The following is a 22,324-nucleotide window of genomic DNA, read 5'->3' as shown; positions in this document are numbered from 1 at the left end:
TACCGGCACGGCGCGCCCTTTGTCGGGCAGGCCGCTTATCGTTCAGGCCCCTTATCGTTCAGGCCCCTTTAGCGTTCAGGCCCCTTTAGCGTTCAGGCCCCTGTCGTTAGTGCCTCCTTGTTGTTCAGGCCCCCTTCGACGCCGCCTCCGCACGCGAGCGCATCAGGCCCAGGATCGACCCGTGGAAATCGTGCAGCACCATCTTGCCCCACAGGTTTCCATACAGCTTGAGCTGGGAGCGGTTGGCGAAACGGGTGCGCAAGGTCAGCAGGGTGCCGCCATCGCTGGTGCGCGCCAGGTCATACCCACCATCGATCACGGTGAAATATTCGCCGCCCATTTCCACATGGCGATCCAGTGCGTCGCGCGGAATCGAGCCGGGCGGGATATGGAAACGGTAATGCATCGCGTACGGCCGGTTCCAGGTCGTGATCACTTCCTCGAAGCGCACGTTTTTCTCCCAGCGAGAAACCCGCACGGTGCCGCTTCCTTCGCCATGCATGTCCGCCGCCACCGGCCTGGGCAGCCCGATCAGGTGAAGGAAGGAAAAGCCCAGTTCGTCCGGACGGATATCGCGCACCTGCGCCAGCTGGTCGAAGACGATTTCCGGCGGGGCAGCGATGCGGATCGAGTCGACGATCACCTGTTCGCTCTGCACAGTATCGAGCGTGCCTTCGAGCGGACCAACCAGCAGCGGCAGGATCGCGAACGCGGAAATCGTGCCACGCGACGTGTTGCCATGCAGGATAAACAGCCGGGCCACGGCGCCGCCGACCATGGCCGCGGCGAGGAACACCGGCGCGACGAGGACGACGCAGATAACGCCCTCGAGGACAAGCACGATCATTGCAAGCATGAACACCATCATCGCCTGGGCGGACACGCGCAGCGCCCGGCGGACGGCGAGGGGCTGCTCCTGGTCCGTCATGAAGACCGCTATGGCACCCACGCAGAATGGGGTCACGACGAGGAAGGCCGTCGATACGATCTGCAAAAAGTCATTCAGCAACTTCCAGTCGAACATGATCCGCAGCAGCAGGCCGTAAAGCGCCCCCGCGAACAGGGGTGTAAGCACGCGTTTGTTGTTGAAAAACCAGGTCATCATCGTGGAGTTCGAAAAAGGAACATTTTCGCACGCAACGATTCCTTCCCTGAAGAGAAGCGAACGGCGGATGCCTGAGGTAATATCCGGCAACCGATTACACAGGGAGCAATCATGCAAGGCCACGAACCCCAGCGTCCGCCCGCGGACGCGAGCCAGCTCGACGACGAAACCCTCGCCTTTGCCCGCAAGGTCTTCCAGATGGCGCGGGGTGGCGAAACGGCGGAGCTGGCCACGCTGCTGTCCCAGGGCATGCCGGCCAACCTGCGCAACGAGCGCGGCGACAGCCTGCTGATGCTGGCCAGCTACAACGGCCACCCGGAGACGACGCAGGTGCTGCTGGAGCACGGCGCCGATCCGGAATTGCAGAACGATGCCGGCCAGAGCCCGCTGATGGGCGCCGCCTTCAAGGGCGACCTGGCGATCGCCACGCTGCTGCTCGACGGTGGCGCACGGCCCGACGGCCCGGGCCGCGACGGCAAGACCCCGCTGATGTTCGCCGCGATGTTCAACCGTGTCGACCTTGCTCGCATGCTGATCGAACGGGGCGCCGATCCGTTCGCTGTCGATGCCGCCGGCGTGTCGAGCCTGGATGCGGCGAGAAAAATGGGCGCGGCCGACACCGCGGCATTGCTGGAATCGCTGCCGGCACGATAAAGCGGGAATGTTTCCTCAAATATAGGGTCCGTCCCCATTTTCCCGGCAACTTTTCGTGGTGCGAGCGCAGCGCCGTCATGCGCCGCCCAGCTTGGAGAGCGCAAAGGCGGCCAGGAAGCCGGCCACGGTGATCAGGCCGGCATAGTCATGCGCTTCCTCGAACGCTTCGGGGATCATCGTGTCGACCAGCATGGCCAGGATCGCGCCTGCCGCGACCGCGGTTGTGGCGGCCACCACGGCCGGCGAGAAGCGCTGGAATACCGTGTAGCCGACCAGCGCCGCGGCGCCCGATACAAGCGCGATGCCACCCCAGATGCCGAAGATATAGCCCACCGGACGGCCGGCGCGCTTCATGCCGGCGGCACTGGACAGCCCTTCCGGAATATTCGACAGGAAGATGGCCGCGACGGTGACGGTGCTGACTGCGCCGCCTTTCAGCAGGACAGGCCGATCACGATCGATTCCGGTATCCCGTCCATCAGCGCGCCGAGCGCCAGCGCAAGGCCGTTGCCTTCATCCGCCTGCCGCCCGCTGGAGCGCTTGCGATGCTTGGCGCCGAACGATGCCAGCACCCGGTTGGCCGCCGTGAAGACGATGGCGCCGCCCAGGAAGCCAATCGCGGTGGCATTGAAACCGCCCTGGCGGAACGCCTCTTCCATCAAGTCGAACGACAAGGCCGAGATCAGCACGCCACTGCCGAATGCCATGATGGCGGCGATCAGCCGCTGCGGTACCCGCATCCAGTAGCCGGCGGCGGCCCCGAGCAGCAGCGCCGAGCCCGCCACCAACCCCCAGAAACCGGCCTGGGCCCACAATGCGATACCGTCCATATCCCTCCCTGTTGTGTGGCCAGGCTCGATTGTCGGATCATTCACGCGCGCGTGGCGTCCGGCAGGCCAGCGGCGTGGTTCTTCGCAGCTTTTCCTTGTTGTTTCGCACAGGTGTGCTAAAGTGCGGTCATGACGATCGGACAAGCCACCGCGAAAAGCGAAACCACCTATGCCACGATCATTGCCGCGGCGATGGACATGGCCGCCGCCGAAGGCATCGGCAAGCTGTCGCTGGGCGAGCTGGCCAAGCGCACGGGCATCAGCAAGAGCGGCGTGTTCTCGCGGGTCGGTTCGCTGGAGACGCTGCAGGCCGCGGTGCTGGATGAATACGACCGCCGCTTTGCGGAAGAAGTGTTCATGCCGTCGATGGGGGTGCCGAAGGGCTTGCCACGGCTCATCTCGCAGGTCAACCAGTGGCTGAAGAAGATCGGCGACGAGGCGCCGCGCGGCGCCTGCCTGTACACCGCGGGGGCCTTTGAATTCGACGACCTGGCCGGCCCGTTGCGCGACAGGCTGGAGCAGGGCGTGGCGCGCTGGCGCGCGTCGCTGCGCAAGACCGTGCTGCAGGCGATGGAAGCGGGGCACCTGCGGCCCGATACCGATCCCGAACAGCTCGTGTTTGAAATCTACAGCCTGATCATCGGCGTGATGCACGACGTGCGCTTCCTGCGCGACGACACCGCGCCGAAGCGCATGGCACGGGCCTTCAACCGCCTGATCTCGACGTACAAGAGTTTCAACGAAGTGGAATAAGGCTCCGGCATGAGCTCCGGAATGTTTGCCACAATTTCGCACACCTGTGCGAAATAATGTGCCGGCAGACAGCATCGGGCTGAAGAAAGAGCTGAAGAACGAGCCGGTAAGCGAGCCGGTAAGCAAGCTGCAAATTGGGCTGGAAATTCAGCGAATGGTGAATCGATAACTGAACTGGGAGGTTGGGATGCTTGCACTCTGGTTGCTGGTCGTGCCCTTTGCCGGGCTCGTATGGTATGTTGTGGCCGACGCCGTGCGGCTCGTCCCGGACTGTAACGAGGATTTCTGCTTTTACTGAGCCGCAGGGTACATGTCCTTGCAAGGATGGCTGCCGGCCAGAGTGGCGATTGTCGCAGCGGCAGGGTGAGCCGCCGCCGACGCCACGCGCCGCATCGAGGAGAAAGCATGCAAGAGAAAAAAGTGACCGTTCTCTTTACCGGCCAGCTGCGTGACAAGGCCCTGTTCGAACGCAGTCTGGCGGAACTGTCTGCCCAGCCATGCGTCACGGACATGGTGTTCTCGACCTGGGTCGACACCGCGCTGGAGCACAGCGAGTACCTGAAAAGCCTGGCGGCGAGTTACCAGCTGCGCGTTGTCACTACGGTGGATCCACGCCTGGCGTGCGACCGCTTCAATGGTTTCCGGCAGTCGATGACGCTGCGGCGCGGCCTGGAGGCGGCGACCGGTACGGGCCACGTCTTCAAGACCCGTACCGACTGCCATATCGATGCCGATGTGGTGACCTTCCTTGCGCGCAAGGACAGCAGGATCACGGAATCCCAGGGTATCCATCTGCGGGTCTTCCGCGAAAAGGTCTCGGTGTTGTCGAGCTCCATGCTGGCGCCATTCTATATCGACGACAAGCTGCTGTTCGGCCATCGCCAGGATCTGCTGAAGCTGTGCAGCCTGGACTTCGGCGAGTACCGTTTCCCGGCCTCGGGGAAGAGCGCGCACTACTTGCGCTTCTATCCGCCGTTCCAGCCTCACTTCCCACAGTTCATGCACTTCGTGCGACACGAGATCTTCGCGACCGCGGTGAGCCAGGCCGTGCGCAACCTTGTCATGCCGTTGCTGGTGGAACGACGGGAATATGCATTGCTGCTGGCGCTGTACTACCGGATATTGAGCGCATTTTTCTGCCTGGACTGGGGCGGCCACAACTGCACCTTCCAGGGAGTAAAGGCGGAGTGCTGGGGTGAGAATCCGGGTTTCTTGCTGGATGCTGACCAGCACAACTGCAGCAATGCGTTCTTTGCGCGTGCCAGCCGCGGCGACTTCGATGATGCCGAATGGCGGCGCCTGGTAGGCGAGGCAGGCGAGACCATCCAGTTCGCCGGCGACCTGCGCGATGCTACCAATGGCGTGGACTATGCGGCATTCTTCGCGGACGTGGCGCGACAGGCCAAGGTAAAGTTGAACTTCCGGCAGCGCATCGACGAGGCAAAGGAGCTGATGAAGGCCCCCGCAACCCTGCCGGAAGCCCTCAACCGGCTGGGCGGACTGCTGCCCTGCGAGCCGGACCATGCGGAACTCCTCTACCTGATTGCCCTGTGTTACAAGGCCGCCCGTAATTTCGACCTGGCGGTCAGGTACCTGGAGTTCAGCCTCGATAGTGGTGCGGCCCATGATTCGCCGGTGGGCCACCTGCTCGCCGAAGTACGGCGCGAGCAGGCGGCAAGCCGGCAGGACTGAAGGGTTATTGCTCCAGCAGTTACTTCGCCAGCGCTTACTTCTTCTTCAGCAGGGGCACCAGGTACTTGCCCGTCACGCTGTCCGGATTGGCCGCCACCTCTTCCGGCGTGCCGGTGGCGATGATGCGGCCGCCGCCGGCACCGCCTTCCGGGCCCAGGTCGACGATCCAGTCGGCGGTCTTGATCACGTCCAGGTTGTGCTCGATGATCACCAGCGTATTGCCCTGGTCGCGCAGGCGGTGGATCACCTTCAGCAGCAGGTCGATGTCGTGGAAGTGCAGCCCCGTCGTCGGTTCATCCAGGATGTACAGCGTGCGCCCGGTGTCGCGTTTCGACAGTTCCAGCGACAGCTTCACGCGCTGCGCTTCGCCGCCGGAAAGCGTGGTGGCGCTCTGCCCCAGCTTGATATAGCCGAGGCCCACGTCGAGCAGCGTCTGCAGCTTGCGGGCGATGGTCGGCACGGGCTTGAAGAACGTGTGCGCGTCTTCCACCGTCATGTCCAGCACTTCGGTGATGCTCTTGCCCTTGTAATGCACTTCCAGCGTTTCACGGTTGTAGCGCTTGCCGTGGCAGACATCGCACGGCACGTAGACGTCCGGCAGGAAGTGCATTTCCACCTTCAGCACGCCATCGCCCTGGCACGCCTCGCAGCGGCCGCCCTTCACGTTGAACGAGAAACGGCCGGCGCTGTAGCCCCGTTCCTTCGCCGTCGGTACCGTGGCGAACAGGTCGCGGATCGGCGTGAAAAGGCCCGTATAGGTGGCCGGATTCGAGCGCGGCGTACGGCCGATCGGCGCCTGGTCGACGGAGATCACCTTGTCGAAATGCTCCAGGCCGCTGATCGTTTCATGTTCCGCCGGTTCCGTCTGCGAACCGTACAGGTGGCGCGACAGGGCCGGATACAGCGTATCGTTCACCAGGGTCGACTTGCCGGAACCGGAAACGCCCGTCACGCAGGTCAGCAGGCCGACCGGCACCGACAGGGTCTGGTTCTTCAGGTTGTTGCCCTTGGCACCCGTGATCACCAGCTGGCGGTTCGGGTCCGCCGGATGGCGCTTCTTCGGCACGTCGATCTTCAGCGAACCGTTCAGGTACTGCGCCGTCAGCGATTCCTTGTTCTTGAGGATATCCTTCAGCGAACCGGCCGCGATCACGTCGCCGCCATGCACGCCGGCGCCCTTGCCCATGTCGACGATGTAGTCGGCGGTGCGGATGGCATCCTCGTCGTGCTCCACCACCAGCACGCTGTTGCCGATGTCGCGCAGGTGCTTCAGCGTGTCGATCAGCCGGTCATTGTCGCGCTGGTGCAGGCCGATGGACGGCTCGTCGAGCACGTACATCACGCCGGTCAGCCCGGAACCGATCTGCGACGCCAGGCGGATGCGCTGCGCTTCGCCGCCGGACAGGGTATCGGCCGAACGGTCGAGCGACAGGTAATCCAGGCCCACGTTGTTCAGGAAGGACAGGCGCGCCACGATTTCCTTGATGATGCGGTCGGCGATGTCGCGCTTGGCGCCTTTCAGCTTCAGCTGCTCGAAGAACGACAGCGTGTCGCGCAGCGGCTTTTCGGCGATCTCGTAGATCGCCTTTTCCTGCTTGCCGGTACCGACCTTCACGTGGCGTGCTTCCACGCGCAGGCGTGCGCCTTCGCAGGTGGGGCATTTCTTTTCGTTGATGAACTTGGCCAGTTCTTCCTTCACGGCCATCGAATCCGTTTCACGGTAGCGCCGCGCCAGGTTGTTGACCACGCCTTCGAACGCATGTTCCTTGACGACGGCACGGCCGCGTTCATTGACATACGAGAACGGGATGTTTGTCTTGCCGGAGCCATGGAGCACGGCGTTCTGCGCGGTGGCGTTCAGTTTTTCAAATGGCGCATCGAGGTCGAAACCATAATGGTTCGCCAGGCTTTGCAGCATCGAGAAATAGAATTGGTTCCGGCGGTCCCAGCCCTTCACGGCGCCGGACGCCAGCGACAGGTTGGGGAATGCAACGATCCGCTTCGGATCGAAGAACTCGATATGGCCCAGGCCGTCGCACTCGGGGCAGGCACCCATCGGGTTGTTGAACGAGAACAGGCGCGGCTCCAGCTCCTGCAGCGAATAGCCGCAGCTGGTGCAGGCGAACTTGTTCGAATACACATGCTCCGTGCCGGCATCCATGTCATACGCGACCGCGCGGCCATCGGCCAGGCGCAGCGCCGTCTCGAAACTTTCGGCCAGGCGCTGCTTGATTTCCGGAGTCACCTTCACGCGGTCGATGACCACGTCGATCGTGTGCTTTTCCGTTTTCTTCAGCTTCGGCAGGTCGTCCACTTCGTAGATCTTCGCATCGTGCGTGCCGCTCTGCACGCGGAAGCGCACGAAGCCCTGGGCCTGCATCTGCTCGAACAGGTCGACGTGCTCGCCCTTGCGGTTCGCCACCACCGGCGCCATGATCATCAGCTTGGTGCCTTCCGGCATGGCCAGCACGGCATCGACCATCTGCGACACCGACTGCGCCGACAGCGCATGGTCAGGGTGGTTGATGCAATACGGCGTGCCCACGCGGGCATACAGCAGGCGCAGGTAATCGTGGATTTCCGTCACGGTGCCGACGGTGGAGCGCGGATTGTGCGACGTGGCCTTCTGCTCGATCGAGATGGCCGGCGACAGCCCTTCGATCAGGTCGACGTCCGGCTTCTCCATCAACTGCAGGAACTGGCGCGCATAGGCCGACAGCGATTCGACATAGCGGCGCTGGCCCTCGGCGTACAGCGTGTCGAACGCCAGCGACGACTTGCCGGAGCCGGACAGCCCGGTAATCACGATCAGCTTGTTGCGAGGCAGATCGAGGTTGATGTTCTTCAGGTTATGGGTACGCGCGCCGCGGATGCGGATTTCTTCCATGTATGTATGTGCCTTGAGTATGCGAGGAAAAACGACAGGGACGGCCAACCTGAACTGTCACCCGCTTGGCGTGTGCGGCGTCCGGAGACCAACCTAGCCACAATGCTGCCGTTCGATTCGATTTCAAGACCATTAGAACATTTTGATGCGGGTCAGGACGCGAACTAGCCGTGGCTGATGAATACTGTATATAATACCAGTATTCACCATCCGCTGCGCATCTCACGCGGAAAACATCCCTAACTCGCATCCGAAGTTACCCCAGAAATACCCCAAAATACATCCGCCGCGTGGTGTGCCGTCCACAGGCGCTGTCTTATAATGATCGTTTGCTAAATATTCACGCAGGAGTACTACATGGCATCTGTCAATAAAGTCATCATCGTCGGCAACCTGGGCCGCGATCCGGAGATCCGCTACATGCCGAGCGGCGATGCCATCGCCAACATTGCCGTGGCCACGTCCTTCAAGTCGAAGGATCGCAACACGGGCGAACAGAAGGAAATCACCGAGTGGCACCGCATCTCGTTCTTCGGGCGCCTGGCGGAAATCGTCGGCCAGTACCTGAAGAAGGGTTCGTCGGTCTACGTCGAGGGCCGCCTGCAGACCCGCAAGTATACGGACAAGGATGGCGTTGAAAAATACGCCACCGACATCATCGCGCAGGAAATGCAGATGCTGGGCGGCCGCCAGGGCATGGGCGGCGGCGACGCCATGGGTGGCGACGACATGGGCGGCTACGATGCGCCGCCAAGCCGTCCAGCCCCGCGCCCGCAGCAGGCTGCCGCTCCGGCCCCACGGCCGGCACCGAAGCCGGCACCGAACTTCTCGGACATGGATGACGATATTCCATTCTGATGTACCGATAATTCTTTGCAGATCACAGCCCGCTGTTCGAAAGAACAGCGGGCTTTTCATTATCGACATGGTTCTTTCAGTATTTCCTGAATGACAACAAACGCATCGCTTGCCTCGCACCTGGACTGGTTGCAGGATGCCGGGATCATCACCCTGGCTCAGAAAGATACGGCAATGATCCATCCTGGTGCGTGCCAGTTGCGCGAGGGGCGCGATGTCTGCCTCGCGTGGCTGGTCTCGAGCGGTATCCTCGACGATCCCGGGTTGCTGCGATCTTCCCGTCATGCTGCGGGCACTGGTACCGCCAGGCAGCGGGCCCAGTTGCAGGCTGCGATTGCCGGAGCCTTGTTCCAGCTCGCCGAACGCGAGAACGTGAACAAGCCCGCGCTGGACGCCTTGCTGTCCGCGCGGCTGATTACCCGGCCGGAACGCCATCGCGCCCTTGCTGCCAGCGACCCCCGCAGAAAGGTTGCCTCGACACCAGGGCGTGTGCTGTTGTGGATGGATTCAGCCGGGGTTCTCGGCCCCGGACGGCTCGAAGAGATCCGTTCCGCCAGGGGGCCGCACCGCACCGCTTCCCGTGCCGGTATCCTGGCCGACCTGGATAACGCCATCAGCGACATGCGATGGAGCGCTCACGCAGGGCCGCACCTTCCCCAGGCGCCGCCAAATCCATGGCTGGGCTGGCTTGTGCCACCCGTACTCCTGCTGCTCTTCATCGCTGCCGTCATGGGATTGTATGACCTGACGTCGGCCGATCCGATGCGCGAATGCTGGGATCCCATCGTGGTAGAGAAAGTCCAGGAGCGGCTGGCGAAGCGCGACATGTTTTGGCCTGGAAATGGCTGGGGCAAGCCGGACAAGCCCGCACCGGTCATACAGGAAATTATGCAAATCGGCCGTTCGGGCAAAGCACGCTCTCGTTCTCCCTTGAGACGTATATGCAAGGCCAGCATTGTTGTCGGCAATACAAGCGGCAGGGATGGTAACGATCCAGGTTCTTTTTATTACTTCACCATCGAACGTACGGACTTTGCGTGGGACGGTTTCAAGATGGCTGATTTCTAGAGCCGTGCTGGCGCGAACGCCGGCCCGGCAACGGGGAGGGAAGCCGGCTGTGAAGGTGATCTGATTCGCAACGGATGATGCCAGCGCTCCCATGTTGTCGCGCAGGGCTGTCATTGTAAAATAAGCAATCTCACTTCACGCAAGTCTTGTGACCGATACTTCCTTCACACACCCACTGGATATCCTGCACGCGGCCGGCATCATCACCGCCGAGCACCGCAGGCAAGCCCTGGCCGATCCTTCCTATGACGAATTCCGGGCGAATCGAGGCCTGATCGATCTCTCCTGTGGATGCGGGTAGACAACATCGTCGACGAGCAGGTGCTGGAACAGGCCGAAGCACACGTGACAGCCACCTACGCCGGCGACGAACGGGCGCGTTACCTGGAGGCGATCGAGGCAGCGCTCGGCGTGGTGTTGGAGATCGACGAACTGCAGCGGGTCTGGTTCCGCCAGCTGCTCGGAGCGAAATGGATTACCCAGGATGAGTGCGACCGTGCGTTGGCAGCGATCGGGCACGAGGAAACCGTCGCGAGGGGCCGGGTGAGCTGCTCGCGTGGATGGCTGGAAGAGGCATCGTCAGCCCGGACCGCCTGGCGGAGGTGCGGATTGCCGGCAATCCCACCGGCGAGCCGAAAATGGCTCGCATGCTGGAAAACCTGGAATGGGTCCTGCGGGAACCGGCACGGCGGCGGCGCAAGCGCATGTTCAAGGTCGCAGGGGTGCTCGTCGCGGGCCTGTTGGCATGGGCGATCTTTCGGCCGGCCCCCGCGCCCGGCTGCTCGGAGGACAGTACGCGGCGCACCATCGAGCAATTGTTGCTGGGCCCGGGCCTGGACAAGATCGATGCGCCGGCACTTCGCAAACGCGTTTCCGAGCCAACGGTGAAGAGCCTCGACGACGTCGGCTATGCCAGCACGACGCGTGTGCGTGCCTGCAAGGCTACCGTGGAGCTCGACGGCGAACAGGTTCCTTATGTTTTCACCATTGCGCCGGCGGTGAAAGGCAAGAACGTTTTCGTTGTTTCGGGCTTCCAGCCGGCCACTCCAGAAGCTCAAAAAGAATGACGAAAAACACTTCGCTCGCAGTGCTCCCTATTTGTCATTGGCCCTGCTTGCCATTGGCCCTGCTTGCCATTGGCCCTGTAGTCGTTGGCCCCGTAGTCGTTGGCCCCGTAGTCGTTGGCCCTTTAGTATTGGCGCCAATCGGCCACCATTTTCTTGCCATCCGCGCAACTAGTCCGCTTGTTTACAAGTCCGCCGCGAGCATGGCCATCTCGGCTGGCCGTTGTGAAGATGCCGCCAGCATGACTTTGGCCAGCCATCCCTTCGTCCATCGATAGCATTCCTGCATCACTTGGCGGCAGTTCCGCCCGGCATCGTTACAGCTATTTCCAGTTAACCGCGGATAGCGGGTTGCCAGTGTCGATTTAGCGCAACGCCCGTGTCCAAGGCAAACGAGGAATAAGCGTCGGTTTACGTGACAGGCGGATGAAATTTCGCCTGGCCTCGCCAAATCGATTCCGCAAATCATTGATTTAAAAAGATATTTTAGCAGGTGTCGACAAGGTTGCACGTTACTCAAGCACGGTCGTTAGCGGAAAAAAAATATGCCCTGGGGAAATCTTCTCCGGTATAGTGGAGCCTGTTTCCGTCAGGCATTTCGTCACTGCGGAAGCAAGTTCGAAGGTTTAATCGGTGCCCCTCTACGGTCGCCTTCGAAGTTGAGGGCATGAAATCTTGTTGCGTGTAAGTAATAGCAAGACGAGTGCCCAGGCGAAATATTTGACGTGAATGTTGCCTCGTGGATCTAAAGTTCCGGGGTTGTTTGACGCTACAGCAGCAAGCAGTGGCTCATCTGGTTCGTGCGGTTCGCGGGAATGCTCCGGGATCGACGGTCACGTTCAGGAATGCCGACACAGAGTCCGGCCATTTATTAACTAAGAATTCCGCAGCATCGAAGTCATCAGGGAGAAACAGATGAGTATCATCCAAAGCTTTAACACGTCGGCCGATCTACGAGCGCTGAGCACCAATTTCATTGCTAACAGTCTCACCACTGCAGACATGCAGGCTATTACGGCTGACCAGCTGTCGTGGATGACTTCGGCCCAAGTCCGCGCACTGACCAGCACCAATATTGCCGCGCTGAGCTCTGTTGCCTTGCCTGGACTGACTACGGTGCAGGCCGGTGCAATGACCAGCACGCAAGTCTCCGCGCTGACGACCACCAACCTTCAAGTGCTGGAAACTGCTGACCTGCGTGCGCTGTCCAGCACGGCGATCAACGCGATCGGCTCCAGCCATTTCGCCGCGTTGACTTCCACGCAAGTTGGCTCCCTGACGACTTCTCAAATTGCTGGCCTGGACAATGCGATCCTGTCCGGCGGTCTCACCTCTACCCAGGTAGCAGGCCTCACTACCACGCAAACTGCCAGCCTTGGTTCCGCACAGCTGAATACGCTGTCCACCATGGCTCTCTCGCAACTGAATACCGCTGCGGTTGCCGCCCTGAAGACTGCCGCCATCGCCGGCATGACGTCGGCCCAGCTGGATGCGTTCACCGCAACCCAGATGGCTGCCCTGACGAGCGGCCAGGCCGCTGCACTGACCACCGACCAGGTGAACGCCTTGTCGAGCGACATCCTCGCTGCCCTGGAATCGCAAGACCTGAAGGCACTGAAAGCGTCGGTGATCGGCCTGCTGAACAGCACGCAGCTGACCGGCCTGACGACCACGCAAGTGGCCAGCCTGACGACCGCGCAGATCGCCGCGATCACCGCGACCGCCTTCGGCTCGACGGCGTTCAGCGCCGCCGATATCGCCGCCCTGACGACCACCCAGGCAGGCGCGCTGACCAGCGACCAGCTGGCGGCCCTCGGTTCGGATGCCCTGCAGGCGCTGGAAACGGCTGACCTGCGCGCCATCAAGACGGCGGCCATCGCCGGCCTGACGTCGACGCAGTTCGCCTACCTCAGCACGACGCAAGTGAACGCCCTGACCAGCGCGCAAATTACCGCCCTGGGTTCGGACTACTCGCTGACGCCGACCCAGATCGCCGGCATGACCACGGCACAAGCCGCGGCCCTGACCTCGACCCAGCTGAACGCCATCGCTACCGCTGCGCTGGCACAACTGAACACCGCTGCCGTTGCCGCATTGAAGACTGCCGCCATCGCTGGCATGACCTCGGCCCAGCTGGATGCGTTCACCGCAACCCAGATGGCTGCCCTGACGAGCGGCCAGGCCGCTGCACTGACCACCGACCAGGTGAACGCCTTGTCGAGCGACATCCTCGCTGCCCTGGAATCGCAAGACCTGAAGGCACTGAAAGCGTCGGTGATCGGCCTGCTGAACAGCACGCAGCTGACCGGCCTGACGACCACGCAAGTGGCCAGGCTGACGACCGCGCAGATCGCCGCGATCACCGCGACCGCCTTCGGCTCGACGGCGTTCAGCGCCGCCGATATCGCCGCCTTGACGACCACCCAGGCAGGCGCGCTGACCAGCGACCAGCTGGCGGCCCTCGGTTCGGATGCCCTGCAGGCGCTGGAAACGGCTGACCTGCGCGCCATCAAGACGGCAGCCATCGCCGGCCTGACCTCGACGCAGTTCGCCTACCTCAGCACGACGCAAGTGAACGCCCTGACCAGCGCGCAAATTACCGCCCTGGGTTCGGACTACTCGCTGACGCCGGCCCAGATCGCCGGCATGACGACTGCCCAAGCCGCGGCCCTGACCTCGACCCAGCTGAACGCCATCGCTACCGCTGCGCTGGCACAACTGAACACCGCTGCCGTTGCCGCATTGAAGACGAGCGCCATCGCTGGCATGACGTCGGCCCAGCTGGATGCGTTCACCGCAACCCAGATGGCTGCCCTGACCAGCGGCCAGGCCGCTGCACTGACCACCGACCAGGTGAACGCCTTGTCGAGCGACATCCTCGCTGCCCTGGAATCGCAAGACCTGAAGGCACTGAAAGCGTCGGTGATCGGCCTGCTGAACAGCACGCAGCTGACCGGCCTGACGACCACGCAAGTGGCCAGCCTGACGACCGCGCAGATCGCCGCGATCACCGCGACCGCCTTCGGCTCGACGGCGTTCAGCGCCGCCGATATCGCCGCCTTGACGACCACCCAGGCAGGCGCGCTGACCAGCGACCAGCTGGCGGCCCTCGGTTCGGATGCCCTGCAGGCGCTGGAAACGGCTGACCTGCGCGCCATCAAGACGGCAGCCATCGCCGGCCTGACCTCGACGCAGTTCGCCTACCTCAGCACGACGCAAGTGAACGCCCTGACCAGCGCGCAAATTACCGCCCTGGGTTCGGACTACTCGCTGACGCCGACCCAGATCGCCGGCATGACGACTGCCCAAGCCGCGGCCCTGACCTCGACCCAGCTGAACGCCATCGCTACCGCTGCGCTGGCACAACTGAACACCGCTGCCGTTGCCGCATTGAAGACTGCCGCCATCGCTGGCATGACGTCGGCCCAGCTGGATGCGTTCACCGCAACCCAGATGGCTGCCCTGACCAGCGGCCAGGCCGCTGCACTGACCACCGACCAGGTGAACGCCTTGTCGAGCGACATCCTCGCTGCCCTGGAATCGCAAGACCTGAAGGCACTGAAAGCGTCGGTGATCGGCCTGCTGAACAGCACGCAGCTGACCGGCCTGACGACCACGCAAGTGGCCAGCCTGACGACCGCGCAGATCGCCGCGATCACCGCGACCGCCTTCGGCTCGACGGCGTTCAGCGCCGCCGATATCGCCGCCTTGACGACCACCCAGGCAGGCGCGCTGACCAGCGACCAGCTGGCGGCCCTCGGTTCGGATGCCCTGCAGGCGCTGGAAACGGCTGACCTGCGCGCCATCAAGACGGCAGCCATCGCCGGCCTGACCTCGACGCAGTTCGCCTACCTCAGCACGACGCAAGTGAACGCCCTGACCAGCGCGCAAATTACCGCCCTGGGTTCGGACTACTCGCTGACGCCGACCCAGATCGCCGGCATGACGACTGCCCAAGCCGCAGCCCTGACCTCGACCCAGCTGAACGCCATCGCTACCGCAACGCTGGCACAACTGAACACCGCTGCCGTTGCCGCATTGAAGACGAGCGCCATCGCTGGCATGACGTCGGCCCAGCTGGATGCGTTCACCGCAACCCAGATGGCTGCCCTGACCAGCGGCCAGGCCGCTGCACTGACCACCGACCAGGTGAACGCCTTGTCGAGCGACATCCTCGCTGCCCTGGAATCGCAAGACCTGAAGGCACTGAAAGCGTCGGTGATCGGCCTGCTGAACAGCACGCAGCTGACCGGCCTGACGACCACGCAAGTGGCCAGCCTGACGACCGCGCAGATCGCCGCGATCACCGCGACGGCCTTCGGCTCGACGGCGTTCAGCGCCGCCGATATCGCCGCCCTGACGACCACCCAGGCAGGCGCGCTGACCAGCGACCAGCTGGCGGCCCTCGGTTCGGATGCCCTGCAGGCGCTGGAAACGGCTGACCTGCGTGCGATCAAGACGGCAGCCATTGGCGGCCTGACGTCGACCCAGTTCGCCTACCTGAGCACCACCCAGGTCAATGCCCTGACCAGCGCGCAAATTACCGCCCTGGGTTCGGACTACTCGCTGACGTCGACCCAGATCGCCGGCATGACCACGGCACAAGCCGCGGCCATGACGTCGACCCAGCTGAACGCCATCGCTACCGCAACGCTGGCACAACTGAACACCGCTGCCGTTGCCGCATTGAAGACTGCCGCCATCGCTGGCATGACCTCGGCCCAGCTGGATGCGTTCACCGCAACCCAGATGGCTGCCCTGACCAGCGCCCAGGCCGGTGCACTGACCACCGACCAGGTGAACGCCTTGTCGAGCGACATCCTCGCTGCCCTGGAATCGCAAGACCTGAAGGCACTGAAAGCGTCGGTGATCGGCCTGCTGAACAGCACGCAGCTGACCGGCCTGACGACCACGCAGGTGGCCAGCCTGACGACCGCGCAGATCGCCGCGATCACCGCGACCGCCTTCGGCTCGACGGCGTTCAGCGCCGCCGATATCGCCGCCCTGACGACCACCCAGGCAGGCGCGCTGACCAGCGACCAGCTGGCGGCCCTCGGTTCGGACGCCCTGCAGGCGCTGGAAACGGCTGACCTGCGTGCCATCAAGACGGCGGCCATCGCCGGCCTGACGTCGACCCAGTTCGCCTACCTGAGCACCACCCAGGTCAATGCCCTGACCAGCGCGCAAATTACCGCCCTGGGTTCGGACTACTCGCTGACGTCGACCCAGATCGCCGGCATGACGACTGCCCAAGCCGCGGCCATGACGTCGACCCAGCTGAACGCCATCGCTACCGCAACGCTGGCACAACTGAACACCGCTGCCGTTGCCGCATTGAAGACGAGCGCCATCGCTGGCATGACGTCGGCCCAGCTGGATGCGTTCACCGCAACCCAGATGGCTGCCCTGACGAGCGGCCAGGCCGCTGCACTGACCACCGACCAGGTGAACGCCTTGTCGAGCGACATCCTCGCTGCCCTGGAATCGCAAGACCTGAAGGCACTGAAAGCGTCGGTGATCGGCCTGCTGAACAGCACGCAGCTGACCGGCCTGACGACCACGCAGGTGGCCAGCCTGACGACCGCGCAGATCGCCGCGATCACCGCGACCGCCTTCGGCTCGACGGCGTTCAGCGCCGCCGATATCGCCGCCCTGACGACCACCCAGGCAGGCGCGCTGACCAGCGACCAGCTGGCGGCCCTCGGTTCGGACGCCCTGCAGGCGCTGGAAACGGCTGACCTGCGTGCCATCAAGACGGCAGCCATCGCCGGCCTGACGTCGACCCAGTTCGCCTACCTGAGCACCACCCAGGTCAATGCCCTGACCAGCGGCCAGATCACGGCCCTGGGTTCGGACTATGCGCTGACGTCGACCCAGATCGCCGGCATGACCACGGCACAAGCTGCGGCCATGACGTCGACCCAGCTGAACGCCATCAGCACGAGCGTGCTGGCTCAGCTGAACACCACGGCCGTCGCGGCTCTGAAGACTGCCGCGATCGCCGGCATGACCTCGGCGCAACTGGATGCCTTCACGTCCACCCAGATGGCTGCCCTGACCAGCGTCCAGGCCGCTGCGCTGACCACCGACCAGGTGAACGCGCTGTCGAGCGACATCGTCGCCGCAATGGAATCGCAGGACGTCAAGGCACTGAAGGCATCGGTGATCGGCCTGCTGAGCACCACCCAGCTGAGTGGCCTGACGACCACGCAACTGGCCAGCCTGACCACGGCACAGATCGCTGCGATCACTGCGGGCGCATTCGGCTCCACCGCCTTCGATGCGGCCGACATCGCCGCACTGACGACCCTGCAGGCCGGCGCGCTGACCAGCACCCAGCTGGCAGCGATGGGTTCGACCGCCCTGCAGGCGCTGGAAACGGCCGACCTGCGTGCGATCAAGACGGCGGCCATCGCCGGCCTGACCTCGACCCAGGTCACGGCGCTGACGAGTGCGCAGTTCGGCGTGCTGACCAGCGCCCAGCTGGGTGGCCTGCAAGCGTCGACGCTGAGCGCGGCAGGTACCTTGCAGCTGGCTGGCCTGACCACCGGCCAGGCGACGGCCCTGTCGAGCACCCAGGTGCTGTCGCTGTCGTCGGCTGCACTGAGCTCGCTGAGTACCGGTGCCATCGCTGCCCTGCGTACGGCGGCGATCGCAGGCCTGAGCTCCGCCCAGTTCGACGTCTTCACCAGCACGCAGATCGCGGCGCTGACGACGAGCCAGGCCTCGGCGATCGCGGTGTCGCAGCTGAACGCGTTCTCCAGCGATATCCTGCAGGCACTGGAAACCCAGGATTTGCGTGCCCTGAGCACCGGCGTGATCGCGGCGCTGACCACTTCGCAAGTGTCGGCAATGACGAATGCGCAAGTGACGGCCCTGAGCACGACCCAGATCGTGGCACTGTCCACCAACTGGAATGCGTGGAGTACCACGCAACTGGCGGCACTGACGCCGGCCCAGCTGGGCCAGCTGACGCCGGTCGTGCTGGACCTGGACGGCAACGGCATCAGCACGGTCAGCGTGACCGCTGGTACCCGGTTCGACCTGGATGCCGATGGCACGCTAGACCTGACCGGCTGGACCGGCAAGGGCGATGGCCTGCTGGTACTGGATCGTAACGGCGACGGCACGATCAACGACGGTGGCGAACTGTTCGGCAGCGCAACGACCATGTCCGACGGTAGCAAGGCGGAAGATGGTTATGCGGCAATGCGTGACCTGGACAGCAACGGTGACGGCAAGCTGGACGCCAGCGATACCGCCTTCGGCAAGCTGAGCGTGTGGGAAGACGGCAACGGCAACGGCATCACCGATGCCGGCGAGCTGACCAGCCTGGCGGACCGTGGCATCGTGTCGCTGGACCTGAATGCCCAGTCCACGCAGATCGACAGCAACGGCAACACGATCGGCCTGACGTCCGGCTTCACCACGGAAGATGGCCAGTCGCATGACATGGCTGACGTGTGGTTCAGCACCACGGCAGCGGCGGCCACCAACCTGCGCAGCAATGTCAGCGGCCTGGCCCAGTCGATGTCGGCGTTCAACCAGTCGGCGGCACAACCGGTGACTGCGCCGGGTTCGCTGAAGCTGGACGGTGGCACCACCACCAATGCCCTGGCGGTCGGCATGGCCGATGCGATGCGCAACTTCGATGCCAACGGCAAACCGGTCGGTGCGCCAACCGCGATGGCGGGCAGCGAGGCGCTGGAGCTGAAGGCCCTGAACCGCGGCCAGTCGCAAGGCTACCTGGCGGCACCGAAGTAAAGGCAAGTACCGGAGGGCCGCAAGGCTCTCCTCGCGAAAAGCGGCATGACCCCGGTCTGCCGCTTTTTTTTCGTTACCCCCGCACGGACCGGTAATACTGCGCCGGTCCTGCAAGCCCTCCTGTAGAATCGCGACAGGTAAATTTGCTCGCCACAGGCGCTCCCATACCTCCACGCATGCAATCAAAATTCCCCCATACGACCGTGCAGTGTCTGGCGGCCATCGCGCAGCATCATGGCTTGCCGGTCAATCCCGAGCGGTTGATCGACGAGTTCGCTCTTGGCGCCGAAGAGCCCGGCAATAACCTGATCATCCGCATGGCTGCCGACATCGGCATGAAGGCCAAGGCCTCGCGGCTGAGCTGGCAGGGGTTGACCGCCCAGACCGGTGTATTTCCCCTGATGGCGCGGCTGAGCGGCGGCCAGATGGTGATCATCGTGGGGGTGCGGGCCGAGCAGGAAGAAGTGGCGGTGCTCAATCCCGCCTCCGGCAATCCGGGGGTGGTCATGGTCAAGCGTGCCGACTTCGCCCAGCGCTGGGACGGCGAAGTCATCTTCATCAAGCGGCAACACCGGCTGAGCGACCCCAACCAGCCGTTCGGCCTGACCTGGTTCCTGCCAGAAATCCTGAAGCAGAAGGCGGCCTTCCGCGACATCTTCATCGCCGCGATCGCCATGCACATCCTGTCGCTGGCCTCGCCGATGTTCTTCCAGCTCGTGATCGACAAGGTGCTCACGCACCAGAGCATCACCACGCTGTGGGTGCTGGCGATCGGCATCGTGATGGCCCTGCTGTTCGAAGCCGTGCTCGGCTACGTGCGTCAGATGCTCACGCTGGCGGCCTCCAACAAGATCGACATGCGGCTGACGCGGCGCACCTTCGCCCAGCTGCTGGCACTGCCGATCGACTTCTTTGAAACGCAGACGGCCGGCATCATTACGCGCCACATGCAGCAGCTGGAAAAGATCCGCAATTTCCTCACCGGCCGCCTGTTCATGACGGGCCTGGACCTGATCGCGCTGGTGATCTTCCTGCCGGTGCTGTTCTCGTATTCGTTCAAGCTGGCCATGCTGGTACTGGGCTTCACGCTGCTGATCGCGCTGGTGGTGATGCTGATGGTGCCGCCGTTCCAGCGGCGCCTGCAGGAACTGTACAAGGCCGAGGGCATGCGCCAGGCGATGCTGGTGGAAACCATCCACGGCATGCGCACGGTGAAGGCGCTGGCGATCGAGCCGAACCAGCGCCGCGACTGGGACCAGCGTTCCGCCGAATCGATCACCATGCACTACCGGGTCGGCCGCGTGTCGATCGCCGGCAACACGATCACGGACTTCCTCGGCAAGCTGTTGCCGGTGACGATCATCGTCATCGGTGCCCAGAGCGTGTTCGACCAGACGCTGACGGTGGGCGCGCTGATCGCCTTCCAGATGCTGTCGCAGCGTGTCACGCAGCCGCTGATCGCCCTCGTCGGCCTGGTCAACGAATACCAGGAAACCGCGCTGTCCGTGAAGATGCTGGGCGAAGTGATGAACCGGGCGCCGGAAGGCCGCGCCGGCGCTGGCGGCCTGCGTCCGGTCCTGAACGGCGAAATCAAGTTCGAGGACGTGACATTCCGCTATCCGGGCAGCCAGACCAATGCGCTCGACCGCACCGCCTTCACGGTCAAGCCCGGCACCGTGGTCGGCATCGTCGGCCGCAGCGGCTCGGGCAAGACCACGCTGACCAAGGTGATCCAGGGCCTGTACGCGGTGCAGGATGGCATCGTGCGCTTCGACGGCATCGATGCCCGCGAGATCGAGCTGTCGCACCTGCGCCGCCAGATCGGCGTGGTATTGCAGGAGAATTTCCTGTTCCGCGGCACCGTGCGCGAAAACCTCACCGTCACCAAGCCGGACGCCACGTTCGAGGAAGTGATGGAAGCGGTGGCCGCGGCCGGCGCCGACGAGTTCATCGAGCGGCTGCCGCAGGGCTACGACACCTTGCTGGAAGAGAATGCGTCGAACCTTTCCGGCGGCCAGAAGCAGCGGCTGTCGATCGCCCGTTCGCTGCTGGCCAAGCCGCGCATCCTGATCCTGGACGAAGCGGCCAGCGCGCTGGATCCGGAAAGCGAAGCGATCTTCATCAAGAACCTGTCGAAGATCGCGATCGGCCGCACGGTCGTCATGATCTCGCACCGGCTCTCCACGCTCGTCAACGCCGATTCCATCCTGGTCATGCAGCGCGGCCGGCTGGTCGATTCGGGCACCCATGAGCAACTGCTTCAAAGCAGCGATACATACCAGCACTTATGGAACCAGCAAACAAGTCACCTTTGAAGCAGGACAGGACCGAGATCGAGTACCTGCCGGACGCGGATGCGATCGAACGCGATCCGCTGCCGCCCTACCTGCGCATGACCATCTGGCTGCTGGTCGCGGCGCTGGCCGTGTTCATCATGTGGGCGGCGCTGTCGAGCGTGGAGAAAGTGGTGGTGGCGCATGGGCGCCTGGTCACTCCGGAATCGAATATCGTGGTGCAGCCGCTCGATACCTCGATCGTGCAGCGCATCGGCGTGCGTCCGGGCCAGGTGGTCCGCAAAGGCGAGCTGCTGGCGACACTCGATCCCACCTTCGCGCAGGCCGACGATGCGCAGCTGCGGGTGCGGCTGCTCAGTTTGGAAACCCAGGTCAGGCGCCTCGAAGCGGAACTCAATGGCGCGGCCGGCGCGGCCGGTGCCAGTGATGCCGATGCCGCGCTGCAGGCGCGCCTGGCCGCCGAGCGCCGGGCCAACTACGATGCGCAGCGCACCAGGCTGGACGAGAACATCGCCCGCCTGAAAGCCAGTATCGAGACCAACCGGCGCGATGAGCAGGTGCTGGTCGAGCGCGTCAAGTCGCTGCGCGAAATCGAGTCGATGCAGCAAAGCCTGATCGAAGCGAACTTCGGCGCGCGCATGCACCTGCTCGAAGCGCGCGACCGCCGTCTGGAAGTCGAGCGCCAGGCCACGCTGTCGCGCAACAAGGATATCGAGATGTCGCGCGAGCTGGCGTCCGCCCAGGCCGAGCGTGCCGCGTTCGACAAGGGCTGGCGGCAGAAATCGCTGGAAGACCTGCTGAGCGCCTCGCGCGAACGCGACGGCCTGCGCGAGCAGCTGGCCAAGGCCGAGAAACGGCGCGAACTGGTGCAGCTGCGCGCCCCCGCCGATGCGGTGGTGCTCGAGGTGGGCAAGGTATCGCAGGGGTCCGTGGTGCAGGGCGCCGAGCAGATGTTCGTGCTGGTGCCGCTGAACGCGCCGCTGGAGGCGGAAGTGGAGATCGACTCGATGGACGTGGGCCAGCTCAAGCGGGGCGATCCGGTGCACGTGAAGTTCGACGCGTTCCCCTTCCAGAAGCATGGCGCCCTCGACGGGCAGATCCGCACGATCAGCCAGGATTCGTTCAAGCGCGAGCAAGTCGCGGCGGGCGAGGGCACCAACGCCTTCTACGTGGGCCGCGTGACCTTCAAGGGCCAGCTGCGCAACATGCCCACCGGCATACGGCTATTGCCGGGCATGACCGTCAATGCCGAAATCGTGGTGGGCAAGCGCTCCGTGCTGTCCTACATCGTGTGGCCGCTGACGCGGGCGCTGGACGAGTCGATCCGCGAGCCCTGAGCCCGCAGCCAAAAGCCA

Annotated in this window: 13 protein-coding genes; 9 read left to right on the top strand and 4 right to left on the bottom strand. The window is 63.7% G+C overall.

Features of this window, described 5'->3' with window-relative positions; translation table 11 throughout:
• Positions 1-124 precede the first annotated feature (124 nt).
• Positions 125-1,195, bottom strand: coding sequence for a hypothetical protein (locus OU994_RS00415; RefSeq protein WP_281609179.1), 1,071 nt, complete (start codon positions 1,193-1,195; stop codon positions 125-127).
• A gap of 21 nt (positions 1,196-1,216) precedes the next feature.
• Here OU994_RS00415 and OU994_RS00410 point away from each other — a divergent pair, with 21 nt between their 5' ends.
• Positions 1,217-1,759 carry an ankyrin repeat domain-containing protein gene (locus OU994_RS00410; RefSeq protein WP_281609178.1) on the top strand — a complete coding sequence of 181 codons (543 nt, stop codon included), beginning with the start codon at positions 1,217-1,219 and terminating at the stop codon, positions 1,757-1,759.
• A gap of 75 nt (positions 1,760-1,834) precedes the next feature.
• Here the strand turns inward: OU994_RS00410 and OU994_RS00405 are convergent, their stop codons facing one another.
• Positions 1,835-2,113 carry a hypothetical protein gene (locus OU994_RS00405; protein ID WP_281609177.1) on the bottom strand — a complete coding sequence of 93 codons (279 nt, stop codon included), beginning with the start codon at positions 2,111-2,113 and terminating at the stop codon, positions 1,835-1,837.
• Positions 2,114-2,193: 80 nt separating this feature from the next.
• Positions 2,194-2,589, bottom strand: coding sequence for a ZIP family metal transporter (locus tag OU994_RS00400; RefSeq protein WP_281609176.1), 396 nt, complete (start codon positions 2,587-2,589; stop codon positions 2,194-2,196).
• A gap of 129 nt (positions 2,590-2,718) precedes the next feature.
• Here OU994_RS00400 and OU994_RS00395 point away from each other — a divergent pair, with 129 nt between their 5' ends.
• Positions 2,719-3,342, top strand: a complete 624-nt coding sequence (locus OU994_RS00395) for a TetR/AcrR family transcriptional regulator (RefSeq protein WP_281609175.1) — start codon at positions 2,719-2,721, stop codon at positions 3,340-3,342.
• Between the two features lie 405 nt (positions 3,343-3,747).
• Complete coding sequence (locus tag OU994_RS00390) at positions 3,748-5,034, top strand: hypothetical protein (RefSeq protein WP_281609174.1); 1,287 nt, start codon at positions 3,748-3,750, stop codon at positions 5,032-5,034.
• A gap of 34 nt (positions 5,035-5,068) precedes the next feature.
• On the opposite strand, the gene uvrA is transcribed toward OU994_RS00390, so the two are convergent.
• A complete protein-coding gene (uvrA, locus tag OU994_RS00385) occupies positions 5,069-7,921 on the bottom strand; it encodes an excinuclease ABC subunit UvrA (protein ID WP_131148688.1) in 2,853 nt (950 codons plus the stop codon).
• Between the two features lie 357 nt (positions 7,922-8,278).
• Here uvrA and ssb point away from each other — a divergent pair, with 357 nt between their 5' ends.
• From ssb to OU994_RS00355, 6 genes are all read left to right on the top strand, one after another.
• On the top strand, positions 8,279-8,779 hold the full coding sequence (gene ssb, locus OU994_RS00380; protein ID WP_131148689.1) for a single-stranded DNA-binding protein: 501 nt from the start codon (positions 8,279-8,281) through the stop codon (positions 8,777-8,779).
• Between the two features lie 90 nt (positions 8,780-8,869).
• A complete protein-coding gene (locus OU994_RS00375; protein WP_281609173.1) occupies positions 8,870-9,847 on the top strand; it encodes a hypothetical protein in 978 nt (325 codons plus the stop codon).
• A 647-nt stretch (positions 9,848-10,494) separates the two neighbouring features.
• Positions 10,495-10,914 (top strand): hypothetical protein, encoded by a 420-nt coding sequence (locus OU994_RS00370; protein ID WP_281609172.1) that lies wholly within the window; start codon positions 10,495-10,497, stop codon positions 10,912-10,914.
• A gap of 1,128 nt (positions 10,915-12,042) precedes the next feature.
• Complete coding sequence (locus OU994_RS00365) at positions 12,043-18,675, top strand: heme utilization protein (protein WP_281609171.1); 6,633 nt, start codon at positions 12,043-12,045, stop codon at positions 18,673-18,675.
• A gap of 176 nt (positions 18,676-18,851) precedes the next feature.
• Positions 18,852-20,990: a peptidase domain-containing ABC transporter gene (locus OU994_RS00360; RefSeq protein WP_281609170.1), complete on the top strand. Its 2,139-nt coding sequence runs from the start codon at positions 18,852-18,854 to the stop codon at positions 20,988-20,990.
• Positions 20,987-22,306 (top strand): HlyD family type I secretion periplasmic adaptor subunit, encoded by a 1,320-nt coding sequence (locus tag OU994_RS00355; RefSeq protein ID WP_281609169.1) that lies wholly within the window; start codon positions 20,987-20,989, stop codon positions 22,304-22,306. Before OU994_RS00360 ends, OU994_RS00355 begins: the two co-directional genes overlap by 4 nt.
• Positions 22,307-22,324: the final 18 nt, after the last annotated feature.

Source organism: Pseudoduganella sp. SL102 (assembly GCF_027856995.1).
In the GTDB taxonomy this organism is placed as follows: Bacteria; Pseudomonadota; Gammaproteobacteria; order Burkholderiales; family Burkholderiaceae_D; genus Rugamonas; species Rugamonas albidiflava.
Note: the sequence above shows the minus strand (reverse complement) of the source record. Positions and strands in the feature narration are given on the sequence as shown.

Bases quoted from the DNA above. Each gene is read 5' to 3' on its own strand.
- OU994_RS00410 (WP_281609178.1), top strand. From the start codon at position 1,217: ATGCAAGGCCACGAACCCCAGCGTCCGCCCGCGGACGCGAGCCAGCTC.
- OU994_RS00405 (WP_281609177.1), bottom strand. From the start codon at position 2,113: ATGAAGCGCGCCGGCCGTCCGGTGGGCTATATCTTCGGCATCTGGGGT.
- OU994_RS00400 (WP_281609176.1), bottom strand. From the start codon at position 2,589: ATGGACGGTATCGCATTGTGGGCCCAGGCCGGTTTCTGGGGGTTGGTG.
- OU994_RS00395 (WP_281609175.1), top strand. From the start codon at position 2,719: ATGACGATCGGACAAGCCACCGCGAAAAGCGAAACCACCTATGCCACG.
- OU994_RS00390 (WP_281609174.1), top strand. From the start codon at position 3,748: ATGCAAGAGAAAAAAGTGACCGTTCTCTTTACCGGCCAGCTGCGTGAC.
- uvrA (WP_131148688.1), bottom strand. From the start codon at position 7,921: ATGGAAGAAATCCGCATCCGCGGCGCGCGTACCCATAACCTGAAGAAC.
- ssb (WP_131148689.1), top strand. From the start codon at position 8,279: ATGGCATCTGTCAATAAAGTCATCATCGTCGGCAACCTGGGCCGCGAT.
- OU994_RS00375 (WP_281609173.1), top strand. From the start codon at position 8,870: ATGACAACAAACGCATCGCTTGCCTCGCACCTGGACTGGTTGCAGGAT.
- OU994_RS00370 (WP_281609172.1), top strand. From the start codon at position 10,495: ATGCTGGAAAACCTGGAATGGGTCCTGCGGGAACCGGCACGGCGGCGG.
- OU994_RS00365 (WP_281609171.1), top strand. From the start codon at position 12,043: ATGACCAGCACGCAAGTCTCCGCGCTGACGACCACCAACCTTCAAGTG.
- OU994_RS00360 (WP_281609170.1), top strand. From the start codon at position 18,852: ATGCAATCAAAATTCCCCCATACGACCGTGCAGTGTCTGGCGGCCATC.